The sequence below is a fragment of the Faecalispora jeddahensis genome, assembly GCF_000577335.1.
Lineage (GTDB): Bacteria > Bacillota > Clostridia > Oscillospirales > Acutalibacteraceae > Faecalispora > Faecalispora jeddahensis.
On record NZ_CBYL010000004.1, the window covers coordinates 114790 to 136475 of the forward strand.

Below are 21686 nucleotides of genomic sequence, written 5' to 3' on the forward strand. Positions count from 1 at the left end.
AACACCTCTAGCATTGAGGCTGCTCCCGTATCACAGGCGGCTGGGGCTGTGCAACGGGGTCTGCATTGTTAGCAGCAGGCTCAGCAGCCGGAACCGCAGCCTTGGCCTGCGGCAGCGGGCGGGGCCTTTTGGTCAGCGCCAAGCCAAGCACCTCATCGATTTTCTTGACCGGAACAAAATGGATATTCTCCTTGACCACGTCGTCAAATTCCGATACGTCGGAGAAATTATCCTCCGGAATGATGACCGTACGGATTCCGTTGCGGTAAGCGGCCATGGATTTCTCCTTCAGGCCGCCGATCGGCAGCACCCGGCCGCGCAGCGTAATCTCACCAGTCATTGCCACGTCGTGGCGGATGGGAATCTGGGAAAGCGCCGAGGTAATGGCAGTTGCCATCGCGATACCGGCGGATGGGCCGTCTTTCGGGATAGCACCCTCCGGCACATGGATGTGAATATCCGTTTTATTGTAGAACTGCCCGTCAATTCCCAGCTGCGCCGCCTTGGAGCGAATACAGCTGATCGCTGTTTGGGCAGATTCCTTCATCACGTTGCCGAGCGAGCCTGTCAGCTGCAGCTTTCCGTTTCCTTCCATCACAGCGACTTCAATCGGCATCGTCTGGCCGCCGACACTGGTCCATGCCAAACCGTTCACAAGACCGACCTCGTCGAGCTTGTTCCTGCTTTCCGGCTTAAAGCGGCGGGGGCCGAGCAGTCCCTCCAGGTCGGAAGGCTTCACCGTGATTTTCAGACTCTCTCCCGTTTCCGCTACAATCCGCTTTGCACATTTTCTGCAGATCGCCGCAATGTTGCGCTCCAGATTTCGCACACCCGCCTCACGGGTGTAGCTGTCAATCAGGTCACGCACGGCTGCGGGGGTGATCCGAAGAGTCTGCGCGCTGATCCCATGCTTTTTCAGCTGCTTGGGAATCAGGTGTCTTGTTGCAATCTGGAATTTTTCCTCATGCGTATAGCTCGAAAGAAAAATCACGTCCATGCGGTCAAAAAGAGGCTCCGGAATCGTGCTGGCGTCGTTGGCCGTTGTCAAAAACAGCACCTTGCTCAAATCGAACGGCATATCAATATAGTGATCGTAAAACGCGGAATTCTGCTCCGAATCCAGCACCTCAAGCAGTGCAGCCGCGGGGTCGCCGCGGAAGCTGCTGCTCAGCTTGTCGATTTCATCCAGCAGGATCAGGGGGTTATTGACCCCGGCCTGCTTGACCGCGTTCATGATCCGCCCCGGCATGGAACCGATATACGTGCGCCGGTGACCCATGATATCGGACTCATCGTGGATGCCGCCCAAGGATACCCGCACATATTTGCGGCCGATCGCCTTGGCAATGGATTTGGCAATGGAGGTTTTGCCGACGCCGGGCGGGCCCACAAGGCAAACGATCTGCCCGTTGATGTCCGGTGCAAGCTTTCGGACGGCCAGCGTTTCCAGAATTCGTTCCTTTACCTTTTTCAGGCCGTAATGATCTCTATCCAGAACGCGCTGTGCTTTCGCAAGATCGATCGTTTCCTTGGAGGAAGTGCTCCAGGGCAGCTCCATGCAAATATCGAGATAATTGCGGATCACGCTCGCCTCGTGCGAGCCAAACGGCATTTTCCCGAAGCGGTCGCATTCCTTCAGCAGCTTTTCGCGCTGCTTTTCCGGCATATCGAGCTGTAAAATCCTCTCGCGCAGCTCTTCGGCTTCCTCCTGGGGGTTGTCATCCTCCCCCAGCTCGTAGTTGATCGCCTTGATCTGCTCCCGCAGAAAATAATCCCGCTGGTTCTGGTTCATCTGCTCCCGGGCTTTTTCGGTGATCTCATTCTCGATTTCCAGTACCTGAACCTCGTGCTCGAGAATATCCACCAGCTTTTCCAGCCTGCGAACCGGGTGCAGCTCTTCCAGAATGACCTGCTTCTGCTCAAAATCCAGCATCAGATTCGAAGCAATATAATCAGCCAGAGGACCACAGCTTTTATTTTTCACAACACCGATCACGATGTCGGGCGAAATACGCTTGTAATTCTGCAGGTATCTTTCAAACAGACTCTGCGTATAGCGAACCAAAGCTTCCGTTTTATGGGTAACACGGGCCGGCGGTGTTTGCATCACCGCAGCCTTTACCGTCAAAAACGGAGTTTCGCTGACAACCTCTTCTATCCGCGCGCGGCAGATCCCCTCGGCCAGAAGGCGGACTCCGTCCTCCGTATGATGAAGAATCTGCTTGATCTTCGCGATGACACCAATCTGGAATACCTGTTCGGAATCCGGATCATTGTCTTCGAGATCCTTTTGAGCTACCAGGAAAATCGTCTGATTTTGCTCCATTGCTTCGTGCAGGGCCAAAATCGATTTTTTTCTTCCCGCATCAAATTGCAGAATCATACCGGGAAACAAAACCAGCCCGCGCAATGCCAAAACCGGCAAGGTTTGTAGTTCTGTTTGTCGCTCGATTTTTTTGCTCATATTTCACTCCTGTAGTTTTCAGTGAAGAAAAAAGCTGCTGCTAACAAGGATAAGATTCCTGTTCCTTGTCAACAACAGCTATGCTGTGAATTAAGACGCGGTATCCTTGCGCCCGCGTTTTTGGGGATTTGAAATTTTAATTTTGACCGGCTTGCGGTTTTCATTATAAACCAGCTCCGGCGCAGTACCCTTTTTCACGGCTTCCGGCGTAATCATCACCTTTTCCACCGTATATTCCGAAGGAACGTCGTACATCAGCGGGGTGAGGATTTCTTCCAGAATGGAACGAAGTCCGCGCGCACCGGTCTGGCGCTCAATGGTCTTTTTGGCGATCTCACGCAGCGCATCCGGCTGGAAATCAAGATCAACCTTATCGAGCTGGAACAGGTGCTTATACTGTTTCACAAGCGAGTTTTTCGGCTCGGTCAGAATGCGCACCAGCGCTTCCTCGTCCAATCCGTTCAGCGCGGTAATAACCGGAAGACGGCCCACCAGCTCGGGGATCAGGCCGTATTTGACCAGATCGTGAGGGATTACCTCAGACATCCACGCAGTCGTATCCAATTCTTTTTTGCTCTTGATCTGTGCGCCGAAGCCCATCGAGGAAGAGGCTGTCCTTCTCTCAATAATTTTCTCCAGTCCGTCAAAAGCGCCGCCGCAGATAAACAAGATGTTCGAGGTATCAATTTGCAGGAATTCCTGCTGCGGATGCTTTCGGCCGCCCTGCGGCGGCACATTGCAGACGGAGCCTTCCAGAATCTTCAGCAGAGCCTGCTGAACACCCTCGCCGCTGACGTCGCGGGTAATGGAAGGGTTTTCGGATTTTCTGGCAATCTTATCGATTTCATCGATATAGATAATGCCGTTCTCTGCGCGTTCAATGTCAAAATCGGCGGCCTGAATCAGGCGGAGCAGGATGTTTTCCACATCCTCACCCACATAGCCGGCCTCTGTCAGCGTTGTGGCATCGGCAATTGCAAACGGAACATCGAGAAGTTTTGCAAGCGTTTGCGCCAGCAGGGTCTTTCCCACACCGGTGGGGCCCAGCAAAAGCACATTGCTTTTGCTGATTTCCACATCCTCGCCGCCGTAATAAACGCGTTTATAGTGGTTGTAAACCGCGACGGAAAGAGCAACTTTTGCCTTATCCTGCCCGATTACATATTCATCCAGCTTCTTTTTGATCTCCTGCGGTTTGAGCAGGATCGTGCCGGTATCGCCCGTATAGGTCTTTTTTCGGTTGGATAAGTGCGACTCATCCTCCAAGATGGAATTGCAAAGCTGCACGCACTCGTCGCAAATATAAACACCCGGACCGGCGATCAGGCGGCGAGCCTGGCTTTGCGGCTTACCGCAAAAGGAGCAGCACAATTCTCTCTCCTTGGTATCGTCGTTATTCGGCATTCTATTATCACCTGCTTCACATAGAAGTTATCTCTTGGCAATCACTTTATCAACCAGACCGTATGCAGCGGCCTGTTCTGCGGTCATAAAGTTATCACGCTCGGTGTCCTTCATGATCACTTCAATAGGCTGCCCGGTTTTCTCCGCCAAAATCTCATTGAGCTTCTTTTTCGTGGCGATAATGTGATCTGCGTGGATCATAATATCCGTCGCCTGGCCCTGCGCGCCGCCGCTGGGCTGATGGATCATGATTTCGCTGTTGGGCAGTGCAAAGCGTTTGCCTTTTGCACCGGCAGCCAGCAGGAACGCGCCCATGGAAGCGGCCATACCGATGCAGATCGTGGAAACATCGCACTTGATATACTGCATGGTATCGTAGATTGCCAGGCCGGCCGTTACAGAGCCGCCCGGGCTGTTGATATAAAGGCTGATATCCTTCGACGGATCCTGGCCTTCCAAATACAGAAGCTGCGCAACCACGAGACTTGCCGTCACGTTGTTGACCTCTTCATTCAACATCACAATTCTATCATTTAACAAGCGGGAAAAAATGTCGTACGAGCGTTCACCGCGATTTGTTTGTTCAATAACATAAGGGACTAAACTCATCTTAACCACCTTTCTTCCATGCGGGTTTTCTTTGTATTTCCGCCGCCGATTCGCACGGTAATCGGCGGCGGAATATCCATTTGTATCGTCAAAGCTCCAGAAGGCGCTTTGTCATTAATCTTTTTTCTCCGTGATCTTTGCGCTGTCACGGACGATGCCGACCGCTTTTTCCACCGCCAGATCCTGAGCCAGATCCTTTTCGGGGATAAAGCTCTTTACCTTGTCGACTTCCATGCTGTAGGTCTTGGCGAGCTTTTCGAATTCAGCCTCAATTTCTTCCGCTGTGGTCTTAATTTCTTCCAGCTCGGCAATCTTTTCAAGAGCCAGGCGAACCTTGACCTGCTTCTCAGCCTGAGGCTTGAAGTGGTCGCGGATCGTGTTCTGATCCATGCCGGTATACTTCAGGTAGGTATTGAAGTCCAGCCCCTGAGACTGCAGGCGATATGCGAAGTCGCGCAGATCGTCGTTGATCTTGTTCTGGTACAGAGCCTCCGGAATTTCACCCTGCAGCTTTTCTACCAGCTGGTCGATCAGCTGAGCCTCAACCTCATCCTGGGCAGCCTTCTCACGGGATTCCAGCAGATTTTTGCGAATATCCTCTTTATAAGCTTCCAGCGTATCGAACTCGCTGACGTCTTTTGCAAAATCATCGTCAACGGTCGGCAGCTCTTTCTGCTTGATTTCATGCAGCTTGATTTTAAATACGGCCTCTTTGTTCTGGAGAGTGGAAGCCTGATAATCCTCCGGGAAGGTTACGGTGATATCGAACTCTTCGCCGGTGGAGTGGCCGACAACCTGCTCCTCAAAGCCCGGGATAAACTGGCCGGAGCCAAGATCCAGCGTGTGGTTTTCCGCCTTGCCGCCTTCAAAGGCAACGCCGTCTACGAAACCTTCAAAATCGATGACAGCCGCGTCGCCGAGCTGAGCCGGACGATCTTCCACGGTGATCATTCTGGAATTGCGCTCCTGAACCTTTTTGATTTCCTTGTCAATGTCCTCATCGGTTACTTCAACCGGAGTCTTAGACGCTTCAAGGCCCTTATAATCGCTGATGCTGACCTCGGGCCAGGTGGTAACAATTGCCTTAAACACCAGTCCGTCTTTGCCGACACTGACGACGTCAAAATCAATTTTGTCATCAACCAGTCTGAGCTGAGCTGCTTTTACAGCCTCATCCAAAGCAGCAGGGTAAACAGTGTTTACAGCGTCCTCGTAGAAAAACTGCTCTCCGTAATATTTTTCGATGAAAGCGCGCGGAGCCTTGCCTTTGCGGAAGCCCGGGATCGTAATTTTTTTGCCTTGTTTATGAAAAGCCTGGTTAACCGCTTTTTCAAAAGTATCCGCGTCAACCTCAACCTCAAGTTGATAACGGTTAGTTTCTACCTGATTGGACGATTTTAAACTCATTTTGTTTTCCTCCTGCTAATTGCAAATTATCTTATTTATTATAGCATACCGGGGGCAAATATTCCATATTTTCACGGAAATGTTCATAATTTATTTAACAGACAAAAAGCGGTGCAAACCCGAGATAATCACAGGAAATAAGGTGTAGCTCAATTCCCTGATACTCCCCTGTCACGGCTCTGCGGGATGCCTGTGTGCCGTGAATATGCCCAAAATAACATTTCCGGATTCCCCGGCTGATCAGAACCTCTAAAATCTCTTTGCAGACCATCCCGTCATATACGGGGGGATAATGTAAAAACACAATGGGCCTGAGGCCCTGCGCCACCGCATGATCGATGGAGGCGTTCAGACGGCCCGCCTCGCGGTTGACGATCTTGATATCCTCATCACTGGCCGCATTATACAGCCAGCCGCGCGTACCGCATACCCCAAACTGCCCGACGGGATAAGAATCATTGTGCACGATTTGCAGCGAATCAAAGCCCTTTGCGGCAAGATACGTATCGATTTTGCTTCTGGTGCTCCACCAGTAGTCATGATTGCCCTTCAGGAGCAGCTTTTTCCCCGGCAGAGAATGCAAAAATGCAAAATCCTTTTCGGTTTCTTCCAGCTTCATCGCCCAAGAGATATCCCCGGCGATCACCACCGTATCCTCCGGCCGCACGATACTGCGCCAGTTTTTCTCCAGCCTTTCCACATAATTGTGCCAGCCCTCAAACACATCCATGGGCTTATTGGCGCCAAGGGAAAGGTGCAGATCGGCAATCGCATACAACGCCATGTGCTACCTCATTTCTATCTGTTCAGGCTTTGGGGGCTTCTAGCCCAGCCATCTGCAGTACCGCCTGGGGCATTTGCGCAATCTCGCAGCAATTCTGGAAGCGAACGGTCTTTTCCTGAAGCTGCGCGATCGGCGCGGGCGCTGTGGTGCCGGTCAGAGAAGAAAGCTGCCCGATTTTTGCGAAGTCGTCGGCTTCCTGCTTCTCATCGGGTGCGACGGCCTCGAGCACGCTGTCCGCGAACTTATACGGGCTTGCGGTCGAAACGATCACCGTAGGAGTCTTCTCATCGCCGGTTGCTTTCACGTACTGCTCATAGACAGCCTCAGCCACCGCCGTATGGGGGTCGCAAAGATAGTTCTTGCTCTGGAACATTTCATGGATTGTTTGCTTCGTCTGAGCATCATCGCAGAAGCCCGGGAAGAACAAATCCTTCAAAGTTGCGGCCAGTTCAGCCCCAACCTCGTATTTACCTGTGGTGCTGAGCTCTTTCATCCAGCCGGACACCTGTTCGGAATTGCCGCCGGTCAGATCAAACAGCAGGCGCTCCAGATTGCTGGATACCAGAATATCCATCGAGGGGGAAATCGTCGTATAGAATTTGCGGTTGCGGTCATAGATGCCGGTGCTCAAAAATTCCGTCAGCACATTATTGGAGTTTGACGCACAAATCAGCTTTCCAATCGGCAGACCCATTTTTTTCGCATAATAGGCAGCCAGAATATTGCCGAAGTTGCCGGTGGGCACCACGACATTCAGGGGCTGTCCCAGTTCGAGCATCCCCTGCTCGGCCGCGTCGCAGTAGGCCGAGAAATAATAAACGATCTGCGGCAGCAGGCGTCCCCAGTTGATGGAGTTCGCGCTGGAGAACAGCATGCCGTTTTCATCGAGCTCTTTGCGGATTTCCGGATTTGTAAAAATGCGCTTCACGCCGGTCTGGGCATCATCAAAGTTGCCCTCAATGGCGCAAACGGCAACATTTTCGCCCTCCTGCGTGTTCATCTGGCGCTGCTGCATGGCACTGACGCCTTTATCCGGATAAAATACCAGGATCTTGGTACCGGGAACATCGCGGAAGCCCTCCAGCGCCGCCTTGCCCGTATCACCGGAGGTGGCAACCAGAATCACAGCCGTTTTATCGCAGTTTGTCTTTTTCAAAGATCTGGTCAGCAAATGCGGCAAAAGCTGCAAAGCCATATCTTTAAAGGCGCAGGTTGGCCCGTGCCACAGCTCCAGAAAAGCCTCGTTGCTTTCCGGAATGCGGTGAAGCGACGCCGCGCCGCCGGGAAATTTTTGTTCGGAATAGGCACTCTCTACGCATTCACGGATTTCCTCCGCAGAAAACTCCGGCAGAAAATCGGCCAAAATGCGAGCGGCCCGCTCGGTGTAGCTGCTTTTGCTGAGCACCTTTAAATCGTCTGCGGTATAAGCCGGAAGGCTTTCCGGAACAAACAGTCCCCCGTCCGCCGAAATCCCCTGTACGATCGCCTGAGCGGCGGAAAGTGACTCTGCTTTGTTTCTGGTGCATTTATACTGCAAGGTGAATTCCCCCTTTTCGTACGTTCCTTGCCTTATTTTATAATAAATTGTTCAGCGTGTCAAAGAATTCCGAGAATTTGAGAACAGCAGCGGCACAGAATTTCATTTCAGAAAAAAGCCTCTCTTTTCCATACAAAAATCTATGGACCAAAGAGGGTTTTCTCGTATTTTTATGCAAAGCAGCCTTCTGCGTCAAAGGCGTTTTCAAAATACTCAGTCAAAACGACCTGTTCCGCTTCATCTGTGCGCACCACGGCAACATCAAATCGCGGCTGCAGCCCGGAATCATGTTCCGAAAGGTACTGCGAGGCGGTCAGAATCAGCTTTCGCCGTTTTGACGCGGTCACAGCTTCCTGCGGAACGCCGAAACAGCGCTTTCCGCGGGTTTTGACCTCTACAAAGACCAGATAACCGCCGTCCTGCGCAATGATGTCGATCTCGCCAAAGCGGGAGTGATAATTGCGGCACAGAATCCGGCAGCCGCGCTGCTCCAACAAATCCGCAACATACGTCTCGCCTGTTTTTCCGGAGTGATTATCCAACGAAACCCTCTCCCAGAATTTTTTTCAAAAAGCTTCTTCGATGCACGGGACAAGGGCCATGTTTCAGCAGAAGCTCTCTGTGCAGCGCGGTGCCATACCCTTTATGCTTTTGAAACTGATATTCCGGATACAGCTTATCAATCTCGGTCATCAGCCGGTCACGGCTGACCTTGGCCAGAATCGAAGCCGCGGCAATACTCGCGCTCTGCGCGTCGCCCTTGATGATCAAAGTAGTGGGCACCGGCAGATGCGGGTCGCGGTTGCCGTCCACCAAAGCGCAGTCCGAGGGAACCGACAAGCCGGAAAAGGCGCGGTTCATCGCAAGAAAGGTCGCCTGCAAAATATTGATGCTGTCGATCTCCTGCTCCGTGGCAAATGCAATGGAATACGAAACCGCCTGCTGCTGAATCTGGTCAAAGAGAAGCTCTCTCTTTTTTTCACTGAGCTTTTTGGAATCGTTCAGGCCCTCTATTTCGCAGTGCTGCGGCAAAATCACCGCGGCGGCGAATACCGGGCCGGCCAAGGGCCCCCGGCCTGCCTCGTCAATACCGCAAACAGCCGAAAAGCCCTGCTTCTGCACGCTGCATTCATAGGCATACCAATCCATCATTTCTGCACCTGCTCCAGCGTGACGCGTCCAAGCTTCGCACCGCGGAATTCATCCAGCACGGTAATCGCGGCGCGCTCGGTATCTACTTCCCCGCCGGAAATCAGCATGCCGCGTTTTTTGGCGATCAGCGCAAGCACCTCGTGGCCTTTCATTCCGGTGAAATCCACATCCTGAAGCTTATACCGCTCTTTCAGCGGCGCCGGGTAGGACACGCACAGAACCTCCAGCAGACGGGCGGCCAGATGCTCGGTATCCACCACGTCGTCCTTCACCGCACCGGTAAAGGCCAGACGCTCCCCCACCAGGGGGTCTTCAAACTTGGGCCAGAGAACACCGGGAGTATCCAGAAGCTCAAAACCGCCGCCCAGCGTAAACCACTGGTTGTTGCGGGTAACGCCGGGCCTGTCCTCCACATTGGCTTTCCCTCCGTGAGAAAGCTTATTGATAAACGAGGATTTGCCCACGTTCGGCACACCCACCACCATCACGCGGACGGGGCGGCCCACCATGCCCTTTGCTCTCCACGCCGCGATGCGGTCAGAAAGAACATCGCGCACCAGCGGGAAAAAGGCTTTCAGATTTTTGCCCGAGCGGCTATCCAGCGCAACGGCGGAAATCCCCTGCGACTGGTAGAAGCGGATCCAGCGCTCGGTCTGCGCAGGATCCGCCAAATCGGACTTATTCATTAAAATGACCCGCGGCTTATTCTGGATCAGGCTGTCCAACACAGGATTTCTGCTGCTGACCGGAACGCGGGCGTCGATCATCTCCGCCGCAATATCCACCAGCTTGAGGCTTTTTTCAATTTGTCGCTTTGTCCGGGTCATATGCCCCGGATACCAATGAACCGATTGTGGCTCGCTCATGATCCAATCCTTCCAAACCGGGAAACCGGGAACAAAACCAATTCCGCTTTCCCTAAAATATATCGTTCATCCACCATGCCGACCGCCTCAAAGCGGCTGTCTTCCGAAACCTCGCGGTTGTCACCGAGAACAAAGATATGCCCGGCAGGAACTGTCTGCGGGAATTGCAGCAGCGATTCCGACGTCATCGGCTCGTGCGTGATTCCGTTTTCAATATAGGTAGATTCATCCAGCTCTTTTCCGTCCACAGAAACCGTACCGGTAATGTAGTCAATATCCACTGTCTGCCCCGGCAGCGCGATCACGCGCTTGACGATCGGCTTTGTCAGGCCGATGGTACGCTTCAGCACAACCACATCGCCCTGCTTCGGCTGATAAAAATAGCTGGAGACCACAATTCTGTCTCCACTATAAAGATTCGGCAGCATAGAGGTACCGTCCACCGTTACCACACGGAACAAAAAGGTAAACAGAATGACTACGGCGACCAGCGCCATGACCAGAGAATCCACCCATTCAAAACAGCTTACGGTAAACGCACTGGGATGAGGAGACGGATCATTCGGGTCCAAATCATTCTGCTGCAGCTCTGATTCCGGTGCGGCCTGCACCAATGGGTTCTTTTCTTCCTCTTGCAACGGACGAGCGCCTCCTTTTCGCGAATAGCAAAAAAGGGACAATCAATGTCCCTTTCTAGCCGTTGAAAGCTGTGTGGAACCTCCCCCCACAGCCTTTTGAAATCCAAATATAATGGGAGTGGTTCGCCCGATTAGCGAATCTGCTCCTTCACCTTGGCAGCCTTACCAACTCTGTCACGCAGATAGTACAGCTTCGCACGGCGTACACGGCCCTTGCGCACAATGGCAACATCCTTCACGTTGGGGGAATGGATCGGGAAAACTCTCTCCACGCCTACGCCATAGGATACACGTCTGACAGTAAAGGTTTCGGTAATGCCGCTGCCTTTACGGGCGATTACGGTGCCCTCAAACAGCTGAATTCTCTCTCTTTCACCTTCACGGATATTTACGCTGACCTTAACGGTATCGCCGATTCCAAACTTCGGCAGCTCGGTCTTTGCAGATTCCTGAGCAATTAATTTTAAAGCATCCATTCTTTTTCCTCCTAAAATATCAGACATTCATGCAATGCAGAGGACTGTCCGCTTCAATGTCACGGGAACTCCCGGGCATTGAACCCCGCCGGAAAGGCCAACGGTATCCAAATGCCCATATATCATACCATAACACGGTAAAAACTGCAAGATTTTTTTCAAAATTCCCGAAGCAAATGACTCCGCTTTTCCTGATGTAAAATGAAAGACTTCTTTTTCGTCTTTCTCTTCGCAAAAAGGATGGCGAATGAAGGGCGATTTTGAGATTATTTATGATATTTTCCGTTGCTGTTGATCTGAAACGCCCGGTAAATCTGTTCGCACAGCATTACCCTGGCAAGCTGATGAGGAAATGTCATCGGCGACATGGAAAGCCGCAGCGCACTTTTCTCTTTCACCTCGTCGGAAAGCCCGAACGAGCTGCCGATAATAAAGGTAAATGCGCTGGCTCCGCCCACCGCACGGCGCTCGATCTCTGCCGCAAGCTGCGGCGACGAAAGGAGTTTGCCCTCGATGCACAGGGATATCACAGCTCCCTGCGCCAGAGAAAGCAAATGTTCCCCTTCTTTTTTAAGGGCCGCCTGAATCTGCGCCTCAGAGGGAGCGTCCGGCAGGCGCTCCTCCGTGATCTCGGTGATGGAAAAGCGGCAGAAAGCCCCCAGACGCTTTGCGTATTCGTCACAGGCCGACTGCAGGTATTTTTCCTTCAGCTTGCCAACACATAAGATTTGAATCGTTACCATATGATCTCCTGATCCTGAAAGCTCATTTCAAGCCGTCGGGAAAGCTGATTTCTGCGCTGTTGCCCAACAAGCTAATTTCTTCCTGCCGAAAGCAGGGAGAAACATTTCAGGTTAAAACAGCAGAATCTTTCCCGTTTGATTTTCTCTTGGTGCAACCGTCAGCTCAAAATCGATCTGCTGCTGCATTCCGGCCATTTTCAGCGCGCACAGAGAGGTTTGATACGCGATATCCGGCGTGTTGTTCTCCGCGCTCAGGTGAGCCAGCACAAAACGGGTCGTCCCCGTTTCGGCCAGATGCGGCAGCATACTGGAGCAGACTTCATTCGATAAATGCCCCACATCAGACAAAATTCGGCGCTTTAAATAATAAGGGTAAGGGCCGTTCTGCAGCATCCCCACATCGTGGTTTGATTCCAGCACCACCAGATCACTGTTTTCCAGCTCCCGACGAACCTCGTCGGATATGTACCCCAAATCTGTTGCAAGGGTAAATGTTCTGTCATCGCCCGTGTGGACGCGGTACCCAAAGCCCTCGGCGCAGTCGTGCGAAATCGGGAACGGGCGAATCATCATTTCGGCACACTCCGTTCCGCGTTCCTCCGCCACACAGCAGGTCATTTTCGCGGTGAGCTCGCCGGCCTCTTCCAAGGCCAGGAGCGTCCCGGCGGAGGCGTAAACCGGGATACGATTCTTTTCCGAAAACACACGCAGGTCTTTTACGTGATCCGTATGCTCGTGCGTAATAAAAATTCCCTTAACAGCCGTAATGGGAATCTCACAGCTTTCGAGCATCTTCGTGATCTGCCGGGCGCTTCGGCCCACGTCGATCAAAATTCCCGCCTCACGGCTGCCGATATAAAAACTGTTTCCGCTGCTGCCGCTGAACAGCGGGCAAAACCTTGCCATAGCATGCTCCTTCACTGACAAAAATGGTTCAGGCCGGCCATACTTACCGGGACCTGAACCTTTGTGACTACTTGATTCGTTTCAGACCGCCTGCGCCACCGAAGGGTCCGGCACATGAACCCTTTTGATGTCTGCGCCCAAAGCCAGAAGCTTTTTCTCTACATCCTCATACCCGCGCTCAATGTGCTGAATATCCTCTACCTGGCTGACGCCGTGCGCACACAAAGCCGCGATCAGCATGGCGGCGCCGGCACGAAGATCCGTAGCCCTTACCGGAGCGGCGTTCAGGTGATCAACACCTTCCACTACCGCCAGCTTGCCGTCGACGGAAATCTGAGCGCCCATGCGCTTGAGCTCCTCCACATAACGGAAGCGATTGTCCCATACGCTTTCATTGATAATGCTTGTTCCGTGGGCAATTGAAAGCACAACCGCAATCTGCGGCTGCATATCGGTCGGGAAGCCCGGGTGAGGCATCGTTTTAATATTGCAGCGATTCAGAGGCTGATCGCGTTTGATCCGGATGGAATCATCGTATTCTTCCACAGTAACGCCCATTTCCTCCAGCTTGGCAGAAATGGATTCGAGATGCTTCGGAATCACGTTTTTGATCAGCACGTCGCCGCCGGTAGCCGCAGCCGCGGCCATATACGTTCCGGCTTCAATCTGATCCGGAATAATGGAGTAGGTTGTCCCTTTGAGGTGCTCGACACCGTAGATTTTGATCACATCGGTGCCCGCACCGCGGACATCTGCCCCCATCGAGTTTAAAAAGTTCGCCAAATCGACAATATGAGGCTCTTTGGCGGCGTTTTCAATTACCGTCGTACCCTTGGCCCGTACGGCCGCCAGCATAATATTAACCGTCGCACCGACCGAAACTACGTCCATGTAAATATTGTTCCCGATAAGCTCTTTTGCGGAAACGTCTACCATGCCGCCTTCCAGCGCATAGGTTGCGCCAAGCGCCCCAAACCCCTTTAAATGCTGATCAATCGGACGTACGCCGAAATCGCAGCCGCCGGGCATGCTGACCACCGCGTGGCGGAACCGGCCGAGCAAAGCGCCCAGCAGATAGTACGAGCCGCGGATATGCCGGGCCAGCTCATACGAAGCCACACAGGTATGAATCGGCCTTGGGTCGATTTCAATGGTAGAAGAGTTGATTTTTCGAATCTTAGCCCCCATATCGTACAAAATTCGGGTAATTGCTGTAACATCGGTTATATTGGGAATGTTTTCAATTCTGCAAATATCATCCGCCATAATAGCTGCCGGAATAATGGCAATAGCGGCGTTCTTAGCGCCACTCACGATTACTTCACCGGTCAGCCGATTGCCACCGGTAATCACAAATTTATCCAACGCGGCACGCTCCAATCATTATAATAACAGGTAGTATTGTCATGAAATTCAAAGGATAACTGTAATATTGTCAAAACAAAAAAATTGTCAGTAAAATTCAATTGAAAAGTCGTTTCTGAAATAAGAGAAAATCATCCTGTTTTTGTCAGAAAAAGAAGCTAAAATCAGTTTCTTTCAAAGCTATTTTGTACTTCTAAGATGATAATACACCAAGGAAAAAAAGTCAATAAAATCCCTAAATTTATCGATTCTGCGCAAAGAAATAAAAAAAGCATTTCGGTTTTATGCGAAATGCTTTTTCGTTCTTTCTCAGCGGCTCACATACAGCAACGGATTCACTTTTTGGCCATTTTTAATTACCTCAAAATGCAGGTGAGCACCGGTGGAATCTCCTGTGCTGCCGATCAGCGCGATGGGCTGGCCCTTTGAAACCCTTTGCCCGGAGGAAACCAGAATCTTGCTGGTGTGACCGTACAGGGTAGAAATGCCGTTTCCATGGTTGATCTGCAGGTGATATCCGTATCCACTGGAGCTGTATTTGACATAAGAAACCACGCCGCCGTCTGCCGCCACAATGGTTTTGCCGTAAGAATTGCCGCCGGAAATGTCGATACCGGTGTGCATTCTGCCCCAGCGATAAGCAAAGTAGCTGGTGATATTGCGGATGGAAGGCACAGGCCACATCAGGGACCCGCTGCTCTCGCCAGAACCGCTGTACTGCGGACGCTTTTTTGTACCGGTCACAACCTTTTTGTCCACGGCCTCGGTGACAACACGCTTGCTGAGCGTTGTGCGCGAGGTTTCAATCCCGTTGACATAAGTGACCTCTTCTGTAATTTCCTGAACTCCCTCCTGACCCTGTGTTACGATTTTGGAATAATCCGTATACTGGCTGTCATCCTTCTCCGTAACGGTTTTATAGGGCAAAGAGGTTGTCCGGGTTTCTTTTTTCACTACTTTTACATGCAGCAGGGTCTGTGGAGTCTGTACGTTCAGCTGCATGCCGATTTTCAAATCGTCGCCGACCCGGTTATTATTCAGGCGGTTCAGTTCCGATAACGTCAGGTTGTACTGCCTCGCGATCGAGGTGGCGGTATCGCCGTCTTTTACCGTATACACCGCTGCAGCCTGCTCAGAACCGGTTAGCTTTTCGGCCATATTCTCAGCGCTGATGATGCTGGCGGTCGGGAACAATCCGTTGATGGTTTCCACATCCTCGGAAAAAGAAACCTTTGCCGCCTGATCACCGGCTTTCGCGGTGTTGAGAATGTTCTGCAAAAGATATGTCATGTCCGCACTGCTTTTCACCGCGCCGATCAGTTCCCCGTCAACATATAATCCGCTGCCCTCTTCAATGATCCCGTTGGATTGTTGAATCAGGCGGTCGCATAACGTGCTGGCAGCATAAAATCTGCCGCTGTCCATCGTGGTAAGAATAAAGGTGGGTGTGATTTTCAAATTGGCGGAGGCCACGGTGTTGTACACCATGCGCTGATTCACCATTTCTGTCGCTTTTTCAAAAACAGATTCGTCTTTGATCGTCGCAATCTGTTTTCCGTCATAGCTTAAAACCAGACCGTAATCCTGATGATTCCAATAGCTGATGGTACCCAGCAGCAAAAATACGGAACAAACCGGAGCCGCGATGTTCAGCACAGACATCACAAATTTTTTGCGGATCACAAAGTGAAGTCCGACATGCTGAAGACGCCCGATCGCGCCTGTGAGGGTCAATCCTTTGGAAAGCTCTTTTAAATGCTCTCCATCTTTTCGAAAATTATCCCAAAACAGGCGGATCTCTTTTTTCAGCTTGAGCAATTGTTTGCCAATGGTTTTCGCATAAATCAGTCCGGCCAGCTCCACAGCGGGAGTCATAAAACGGACAAATCTTCTGCGCAGTCTTTTTAAAATCCGGACAGACTGAACCCCGGTGATATATATCATACGGCAGCCAGCGGCGCCGTACCCCTGAATCGAAACTCGATGAAGGGATAATTGTTGCATTCCGTCAGTCCTTCCTTTCGCGCAAGGAAAATTGGTTACAAATTTGTAATTAACTCTTATATGATAATATAAAAATCAAAAATATGCAACCTTTTGGAAGGAATTTACAATTTGGTAAATTTTTCTGGAGGATTCAGGCGAAAGAAAAGAGACTCAGACGGGATAGGTCAGACGCTGTTCCGTCCAGTCTGAAATGACCGTCAGAAAGGAGGCGGCATCCTGTTTGGCTTCTTCAAGATCGTGCTCCAGATAGTTGCCGCACTCAATGGAGGTGCAGCCGGGAACCTCGCCGGAATAATTCGCGATCTTTGCAAAAATGTCTTTCATCAGGGCAATGGCGTCGGAATGCTTCATATCTCTGACAAGAAAATAGAATCCGGTACGGCAGCCCATAGGGCCAAAGTAAATGATCTGGTCACGAAACGCGGAGTTGCGGGCCATCGTCGCAAACAAATGCTCCATTGTATGCATGGCCGGATTCGATAAAAACGGCGGCACATTCGGTTTTCTCAGGCGAACGTCGTATGTGGTGATATCTCCGTCTACACGGGAAAGGTAGATTCCAGGAGTTAAAATGTCGTGGTTGATCTGAAAGCTTGCAATTTTATCCATGTTAAATCCCTCTTATCAGCAGATTTCAGTTTCGGTCTTGTTTGCAAATGAAAAATCGATGGATTTTCGAGATGAAATTATGCCCGACAAGGAAAACCGAGCAGGAATACTTGCCGTATTCCAGACATTTTTGATACAGACGGACGCAATTTCAGCTGAAACAGACGAGACTCTTGATTTTACAAACAAGGCCTCACTGTCTCTTGTTTTATTCTACCGTTTTTGCCTGCTCTTTGCAAGCATACCCTTTCGCCTGGCTTACATATATTTTCGTAGAAAGCTTAAGTTAGTCCGCATAAAATGCTTTTCAGTCTTTTGTTACCTTGCAAGTCTTTATTGAAAATAAAGAAAAGCCGCACGAAGACTGATTATTCAGTATTCATGCGGCCCAAAAATGATTATCGCCCTATCTTGCGTAAAATTAATTGTGCAATCGCAACACATGCAGAAATTAAGATCACTCGCAATACCATATTTTCAATGATATAAGAGATCCAAACCGCAATGATTCCAGAAACTAAAATGATCAGTATTCCTAAAAAAGTCGTTTTAGTCCGATTCATACGTCACTCCTTTAGCGCTTCACCATAAATAAATATTTATATTATTCACCTTTTAGAGATATTAGAAGTATGGGTTCCCATAACAGTTCCCGTTGCATCATAACCTGCATAATAAACACTATAAGTATACCAACCCACTTTGGGCGCATAATCAACATAATTATAATATGTTGTTACCTTAGCACTCATCCATGCGGTGGTATAAAAAAATCCAGCAATAATTGCCGACACAACAGCAGTAGCTCCCCCAGTTACTGCAGCAAGTGCCGCAGCTAAAGATGCCAGTGTGAAGTTTTGAACAAGATAATTATAAATTATAGGAGAGTCTGCAGACCAATTTCCAGCCCTTGCAATGATCGGCGACTCAGTTATTACTTTCTCTACTAATTCACCATTATAATACAGGTCTTTGGTTATTTCATTGAACTCGACTACATTTACTGTACCATCTTCTTCAGTGACATTAATAACCATATTTCCATTGTCTCCGATAAAGTGCTCAAAAATGACAGTATTACCATTACTTAGTGTAGCTATTTCTGTAAAATTAGAACTATTTGTCGACCCTATAATTTCAAAAGTGCTTCCTTCAAAATAATCTTGACCGCTGATACTTGATGCAGCGTATGCAGGCATGGATAGGGTAAAAACAGAAGACAATGATAATACTAATGCAATAATTTTTTTACGAAGTTTCATTTCTTTACCTCCAATTACATTACATACATTTTACACACTTTGTTTTTTATTCAGAAGCATATAATACAAATTTTATTGTTAAACTCAATAAACCATTGGGACCAAAGCCTTTCATCCATTTTTTTCCATTTTATACTATAATTGGTTATTTGTCAATTAATTATTTATTATTAATTAATAATTTACTTTTAGCCTGGCCTTTTAGCTCAGCCGGTAATACGGTCTGTCTTCGTCGAAAAACCAATAGCGAATCCAGTCGTCCAGCATAATTCCCACACTGGACAACAGAAACCAAATCACGCTGGATTTCAGGCTGATCTGCCCCAGCAGCTGAAAGCGCAGCTTGGAATAATCCCACACCTGCCACCCCAGCCAAAGATTGACGATACAGCCGGTCAGGAATTCCAGCGCAGTGATCATCAAAGCCGAAATCAGCATTTGAAGCAGCAGCGGCATATCCCAGGAAACAACCTCGTTGATTAGTCCGCACAGGACAAAGCACAGCCCGCCGAGCAGAAACATACTCCAATGAGAATACCCTCTCCACAGCATTTCGAGCCAAAAATAAATCAGGCCGCCGACCAGAAAAAGTAAAACTCCTTTTCCAAACGCTTTCATCAGAATCCCCTCCTGCCCAGATATATTCCGTGCCGCGCGGCAATATGAAAGTGCCGGCGGATGAATATCTGCAGGGGAACTGGAAAATCTACCAAATATGAATGAACTTTTCAGGAGGCGATTCACATGTTTCAGGCGAATGATCAGGAAATGAACCGATATTTTTCTTCTCTTCCCCATTTTATTCAGGAGTCCATCCATCAGTCCAGCGTTGAGATTCATACAATTGATGAGCTGAAAGCGATTGCTGAGAATCTGCAGTCGCAGGAAAGGCAGAACAATTCCTGACCTTTGCAATTCCCATGCAAAACCGAATTTCTCCCCTAAACACAAAAAGATGCGCCTTGATGGCTTCAGCAGCCCAATCAAGACGCATTTTTTATACACTGTTTTTGGAATGGAACCGTTTTGCAACAGCCCCATCTATTACAGAACCTTTGAAAGAAAGTCCTGAAGTCTTGCATGCTTCGGGCTCGCGAAGAACTCCTGCGGAGGAGCTTCCTCCAGAACCTGCCCCTGATCCATAAACAGAATCCGGGTGGCGACCTCTCTGGCAAAACCCATTTCATGGGTGACGACGATCATCGTCATACCCTCCTGGGCCAGCTGCTTCATGACCTGCAGAACCTCGCCGACCATTTCAGGGTCCAGCGCGGAGGTGGGCTCGTCAAACAGCATCACCTTCGGCTCCATCGCCAACGAGCGAACGATGGCAATGCGCTGCTTCTGCCCGCCGGAAAGCTGAGCAGGGTATGCCTGTGCCTTATCGGCCAGGCCGACTCGTTCGAGAAGCTGCATGGCCGAACGCTCGGCCTCTTCCTGGGTTTTCAGCTTCAAAGATGTTGGGGCCAGCGTGATGTTCTCAAGAATCGTCAGGTGCGGGAACAGATTGAAGTGCTGAAACACCATTCCCATCTTCTGGCGGAGGAGATTAATGTTGCATTTAGGGCTGGTGATTTCCTCTTCCTCAAACCAGATTTCACCGGAAGTCGGCTGCTCCAAAAGGTTCAGGCAGCGCAGAAAGGTGCTTTTTCCCGAGCCGGACGGCCCGACGATAACTACCTTTTCTCCCTTTTCGATTGTCTGATTGATTCCCATGAGAACGGGAAGATCTCCGCGGGAGGTGTGAAACGTCTTTTCCAGGTTTTTAACGGATATCACTTGCGCTCAGCCTCCTTTCCAGCACGGTGAGGAATCTGGTGAGAATCATGACGATCAAGAGGTAAACCGCAGCGACCGTTAACAGCGGCGTATACGCGTCGTAGGTAATGCTGCGGATGACATCGCCCGCCTTGGTCAGATCCTGCACACCGATATAACCGGCGACAGAGGTTTCCTTGAGCAGGGAAATGAACTCATTGAAGATAGCCGGGGCCACGTTCTTGAGCGCCTGCGGGAACACGATTTTGATCATCGTGGTTTTCTGATTCAGGCCAAGGGAACGCCCCGCCTCGATCTGACCCTTGTCCACAGACTGAATTCCGCTGCGGATGACCTCGGCCACATACGCACCGGAATTGATGCCGAACGCGATGACGGCCGCAACCATTTTATCCGCAGACTGATAAATCACATAATACGTAATCAAAAGCTGAACCACAACAGGGGTTCCGCGAATGACCGTCAGGTAAATGCTGCAAATCGCATTCAGAAAGCGAAACTTTTTCTTATCATTATTATGTGTTACGCGGATGAGGGCAACCAGTGTGCCAAGCACAATACCGATCATAACCGCAAACAGAGTGATCAGCAGTGTGTTCCCCAAACCGGAAACGATATATTTATACCGGTTTTTCACGATAAAAGCATCATAAAAATGCTGCCCCAAATTCATGTACAGATCTTGAAAGAAACGCCCAATATCAAAACCGGCCAGATATTGTGGGTTCAGGATCAGATTCCCCATAGCAACCTCCTTAAATGGGACGAAAAGGCAAAGGAGGGCAGCGGGGAATCCCGCTACCCAGCCCGAAAATCACAGAAGCTCTGTTATGATTCCTGTGCCAGATATTTATCAAAGATTTTCTGCAGATCGCCGCTGTCCTTCAACTCTTTCAAAGTCTCATTGATCAGATCGGTAAGCTCGGTGTTGCCCTTTTTCACAGCAATTGCATACTGCTCACTCGTCAGCATGTCGTCGAGCTTTGCAATTTTATCGCTGTTCTTCTCAACGTATTTCTGAGCCGGGAAATCATCGATAACAACCGCGTCGATTCTGCCGGCAATCAGATCGGAAACAGCATCCATACCCTTGTTGTAACGCTCAACGGAGCCAACCTTGATCTCGCTGGTGCCATCTTCGTTGGTGCAGTACTTGTCGCCTGTGGTGCCGGTCTGCACGCCGACCTTCTTGCCGTCCAGATCTTTGGGCGCCTTAATGTCTCCGCCCTTTTTCACGATGACCGCCTGGCCTGCGTCAAAATAGCTGTCGGAGAAATCAACATTCTTTCTTCTCTCGTCATCAGCAGTCATGCCGGCTGCAACAAAATCCGCTTTGCCGGAGGTGATTTCCGGAATCAGAGAATCGAAAGCAACGTCGTTCACCTTCAGTTCAACGCCAAGCTTATCGGCGATTTTCTGGGAAATTTCAAGATCGATGCCCACAATGCTTTCGCCGTCTTTGTATTCAAACGGCTCAAATTCCGCGTTGGTAGACATGGTGATAAACCCGTTTTTCTTGATCGTATCCAAAGTGCTGGTGCTGACGCCGTTGTTGCTGGAATCAGACGCCGACCCGCTGGAGGTACCGCCGCCGTTGCAGGCGGACATGGACAGCATGGCTGCGGCTGCAAGACAGACCGCTAAAAACTTTACTGATTTTTTCATGGTTCTATCCCTC

The 21686-nt window shown here is 50.2% G+C and carries 23 protein-coding genes; 1 reads left to right on the plus strand and 22 read right to left on the minus strand.

The window, feature by feature from the left end:
- Positions 1-7 precede the first annotated feature (7 nt).
- From lon to TY09_RS02915, 19 genes are all read right to left on the minus strand, one after another.
- Positions 8-2464 (minus strand): endopeptidase La, encoded by a 2457-nt coding sequence (gene lon / locus TY09_RS02825; RefSeq protein WP_042431010.1) that lies wholly within the window; start codon positions 2462-2464, stop codon positions 8-10.
- Positions 2465-2554: 90 nt separating this feature from the next.
- Entirely contained in the window at positions 2555-3868 is a 1314-nt protein-coding gene (gene clpX / locus TY09_RS02830) for an ATP-dependent Clp protease ATP-binding subunit ClpX (protein ID WP_009063560.1), read from the minus strand.
- Positions 3869-3895: 27 nt separating this feature from the next.
- Positions 3896-4477, minus strand: a complete 582-nt coding sequence (gene clpP / locus TY09_RS02835; protein ID WP_009064157.1) for an ATP-dependent Clp endopeptidase proteolytic subunit ClpP — start codon at positions 4475-4477, stop codon at positions 3896-3898.
- A gap of 114 nt (positions 4478-4591) precedes the next feature.
- On the minus strand, positions 4592-5884 hold the full coding sequence (tig, locus tag TY09_RS02840; protein ID WP_042431016.1) for a trigger factor: 1293 nt from the start codon (positions 5882-5884) through the stop codon (positions 4592-4594).
- A 94-nt stretch (positions 5885-5978) separates the two neighbouring features.
- Entirely contained in the window at positions 5979-6668 is a 690-nt protein-coding gene (locus TY09_RS02845) for a metallophosphoesterase (protein ID WP_009064309.1), read from the minus strand.
- A 22-nt stretch (positions 6669-6690) separates the two neighbouring features.
- Positions 6691-8205 (minus strand): threonine synthase, encoded by a 1515-nt coding sequence (gene thrC / locus TY09_RS02850; protein WP_042431022.1) that lies wholly within the window; start codon positions 8203-8205, stop codon positions 6691-6693.
- Positions 8206-8375: 170 nt separating this feature from the next.
- Positions 8376-8747: a YraN family protein gene (locus TY09_RS02855; protein WP_009063742.1), complete on the minus strand. Its 372-nt coding sequence runs from the start codon at positions 8745-8747 to the stop codon at positions 8376-8378.
- Positions 8740-9357 (minus strand): ribonuclease HII, encoded by a 618-nt coding sequence (locus tag TY09_RS02860; protein WP_042431027.1) that lies wholly within the window; start codon positions 9355-9357, stop codon positions 8740-8742. The genes TY09_RS02855 and TY09_RS02860 overlap by 8 nt, the downstream gene beginning before the upstream one ends.
- Entirely contained in the window at positions 9354-10223 is an 870-nt protein-coding gene (ylqF, locus tag TY09_RS02865) for a ribosome biogenesis GTPase YlqF (RefSeq protein ID WP_042431030.1), read from the minus strand. Before ylqF ends, TY09_RS02860 begins: the two co-directional genes overlap by 4 nt.
- A complete protein-coding gene (gene lepB / locus TY09_RS02870) occupies positions 10220-10861 on the minus strand; it encodes a signal peptidase I (RefSeq protein ID WP_042431033.1) in 642 nt (213 codons plus the stop codon). Before lepB ends, ylqF begins: the two co-directional genes overlap by 4 nt.
- A gap of 131 nt (positions 10862-10992) precedes the next feature.
- Positions 10993-11337: a 50S ribosomal protein L19 gene (gene rplS, locus TY09_RS02875; protein ID WP_009063527.1), complete on the minus strand. Its 345-nt coding sequence runs from the start codon at positions 11335-11337 to the stop codon at positions 10993-10995.
- A 266-nt stretch (positions 11338-11603) separates the two neighbouring features.
- Positions 11604-12080, minus strand: coding sequence for a 23S rRNA (pseudouridine(1915)-N(3))-methyltransferase RlmH (rlmH, locus tag TY09_RS02880; RefSeq protein ID WP_042431036.1), 477 nt, complete (start codon positions 12078-12080; stop codon positions 11604-11606).
- A 111-nt stretch (positions 12081-12191) separates the two neighbouring features.
- Positions 12192-12986 carry an MBL fold metallo-hydrolase gene (locus TY09_RS02885; RefSeq protein WP_042431039.1) on the minus strand — a complete coding sequence of 265 codons (795 nt, stop codon included), beginning with the start codon at positions 12984-12986 and terminating at the stop codon, positions 12192-12194.
- An 81-nt stretch (positions 12987-13067) separates the two neighbouring features.
- Positions 13068-14351 (minus strand): UDP-N-acetylglucosamine 1-carboxyvinyltransferase, encoded by a 1284-nt coding sequence (locus TY09_RS02890; protein WP_042431042.1) that lies wholly within the window; start codon positions 14349-14351, stop codon positions 13068-13070.
- Between the two features lie 309 nt (positions 14352-14660).
- The gene (locus tag TY09_RS02895) at positions 14661-16355 is read right to left on the minus strand and encodes a LysM peptidoglycan-binding domain-containing M23 family metallopeptidase (RefSeq protein WP_042431046.1); all 1695 of its coding nucleotides are present in this window, start codon (positions 16353-16355) and stop codon (positions 14661-14663) included.
- A gap of 153 nt (positions 16356-16508) precedes the next feature.
- Positions 16509-16967, minus strand: a complete 459-nt coding sequence (locus TY09_RS02900; RefSeq protein ID WP_042431051.1) for an S-ribosylhomocysteine lyase — start codon at positions 16965-16967, stop codon at positions 16509-16511.
- Between the two features lie 398 nt (positions 16968-17365).
- A complete protein-coding gene (locus tag TY09_RS18230; protein ID WP_157037043.1) occupies positions 17366-17530 on the minus strand; it encodes a hypothetical protein in 165 nt (54 codons plus the stop codon).
- A 45-nt stretch (positions 17531-17575) separates the two neighbouring features.
- Entirely contained in the window at positions 17576-18229 is a 654-nt protein-coding gene (locus tag TY09_RS02910; RefSeq protein ID WP_042431056.1) for a hypothetical protein, read from the minus strand.
- A 201-nt stretch (positions 18230-18430) separates the two neighbouring features.
- The gene (locus TY09_RS02915; protein ID WP_042431059.1) at positions 18431-18847 is read right to left on the minus strand and encodes a putative ABC transporter permease; all 417 of its coding nucleotides are present in this window, start codon (positions 18845-18847) and stop codon (positions 18431-18433) included.
- Positions 18848-18973: 126 nt separating this feature from the next.
- Here TY09_RS02915 and TY09_RS18535 point away from each other — a divergent pair, with 126 nt between their 5' ends.
- A complete protein-coding gene (locus TY09_RS18535; protein WP_009063668.1) occupies positions 18974-19135 on the plus strand; it encodes a hypothetical protein in 162 nt (53 codons plus the stop codon).
- Positions 19136-19273: 138 nt separating this feature from the next.
- Here the strand turns inward: TY09_RS18535 and TY09_RS02920 are convergent, their stop codons facing one another.
- The 3 genes from TY09_RS02920 to TY09_RS02930 all read right to left on the minus strand — a co-directional run bounded on the left by TY09_RS02920 (position 19274) and on the right by TY09_RS02930 (position 21673).
- Positions 19274-20008, minus strand: coding sequence for an amino acid ABC transporter ATP-binding protein (locus tag TY09_RS02920; protein WP_042431061.1), 735 nt, complete (start codon positions 20006-20008; stop codon positions 19274-19276).
- Entirely contained in the window at positions 19995-20753 is a 759-nt protein-coding gene (locus tag TY09_RS02925; protein WP_009064185.1) for an amino acid ABC transporter permease, read from the minus strand. The genes TY09_RS02920 and TY09_RS02925 overlap by 14 nt, the downstream gene beginning before the upstream one ends.
- Before the next feature lie 83 nt (positions 20754-20836).
- Complete coding sequence (locus TY09_RS02930; RefSeq protein WP_009063653.1) at positions 20837-21673, minus strand: transporter substrate-binding domain-containing protein; 837 nt, start codon at positions 21671-21673, stop codon at positions 20837-20839.
- Positions 21674-21686 lie beyond the last annotated feature (13 nt).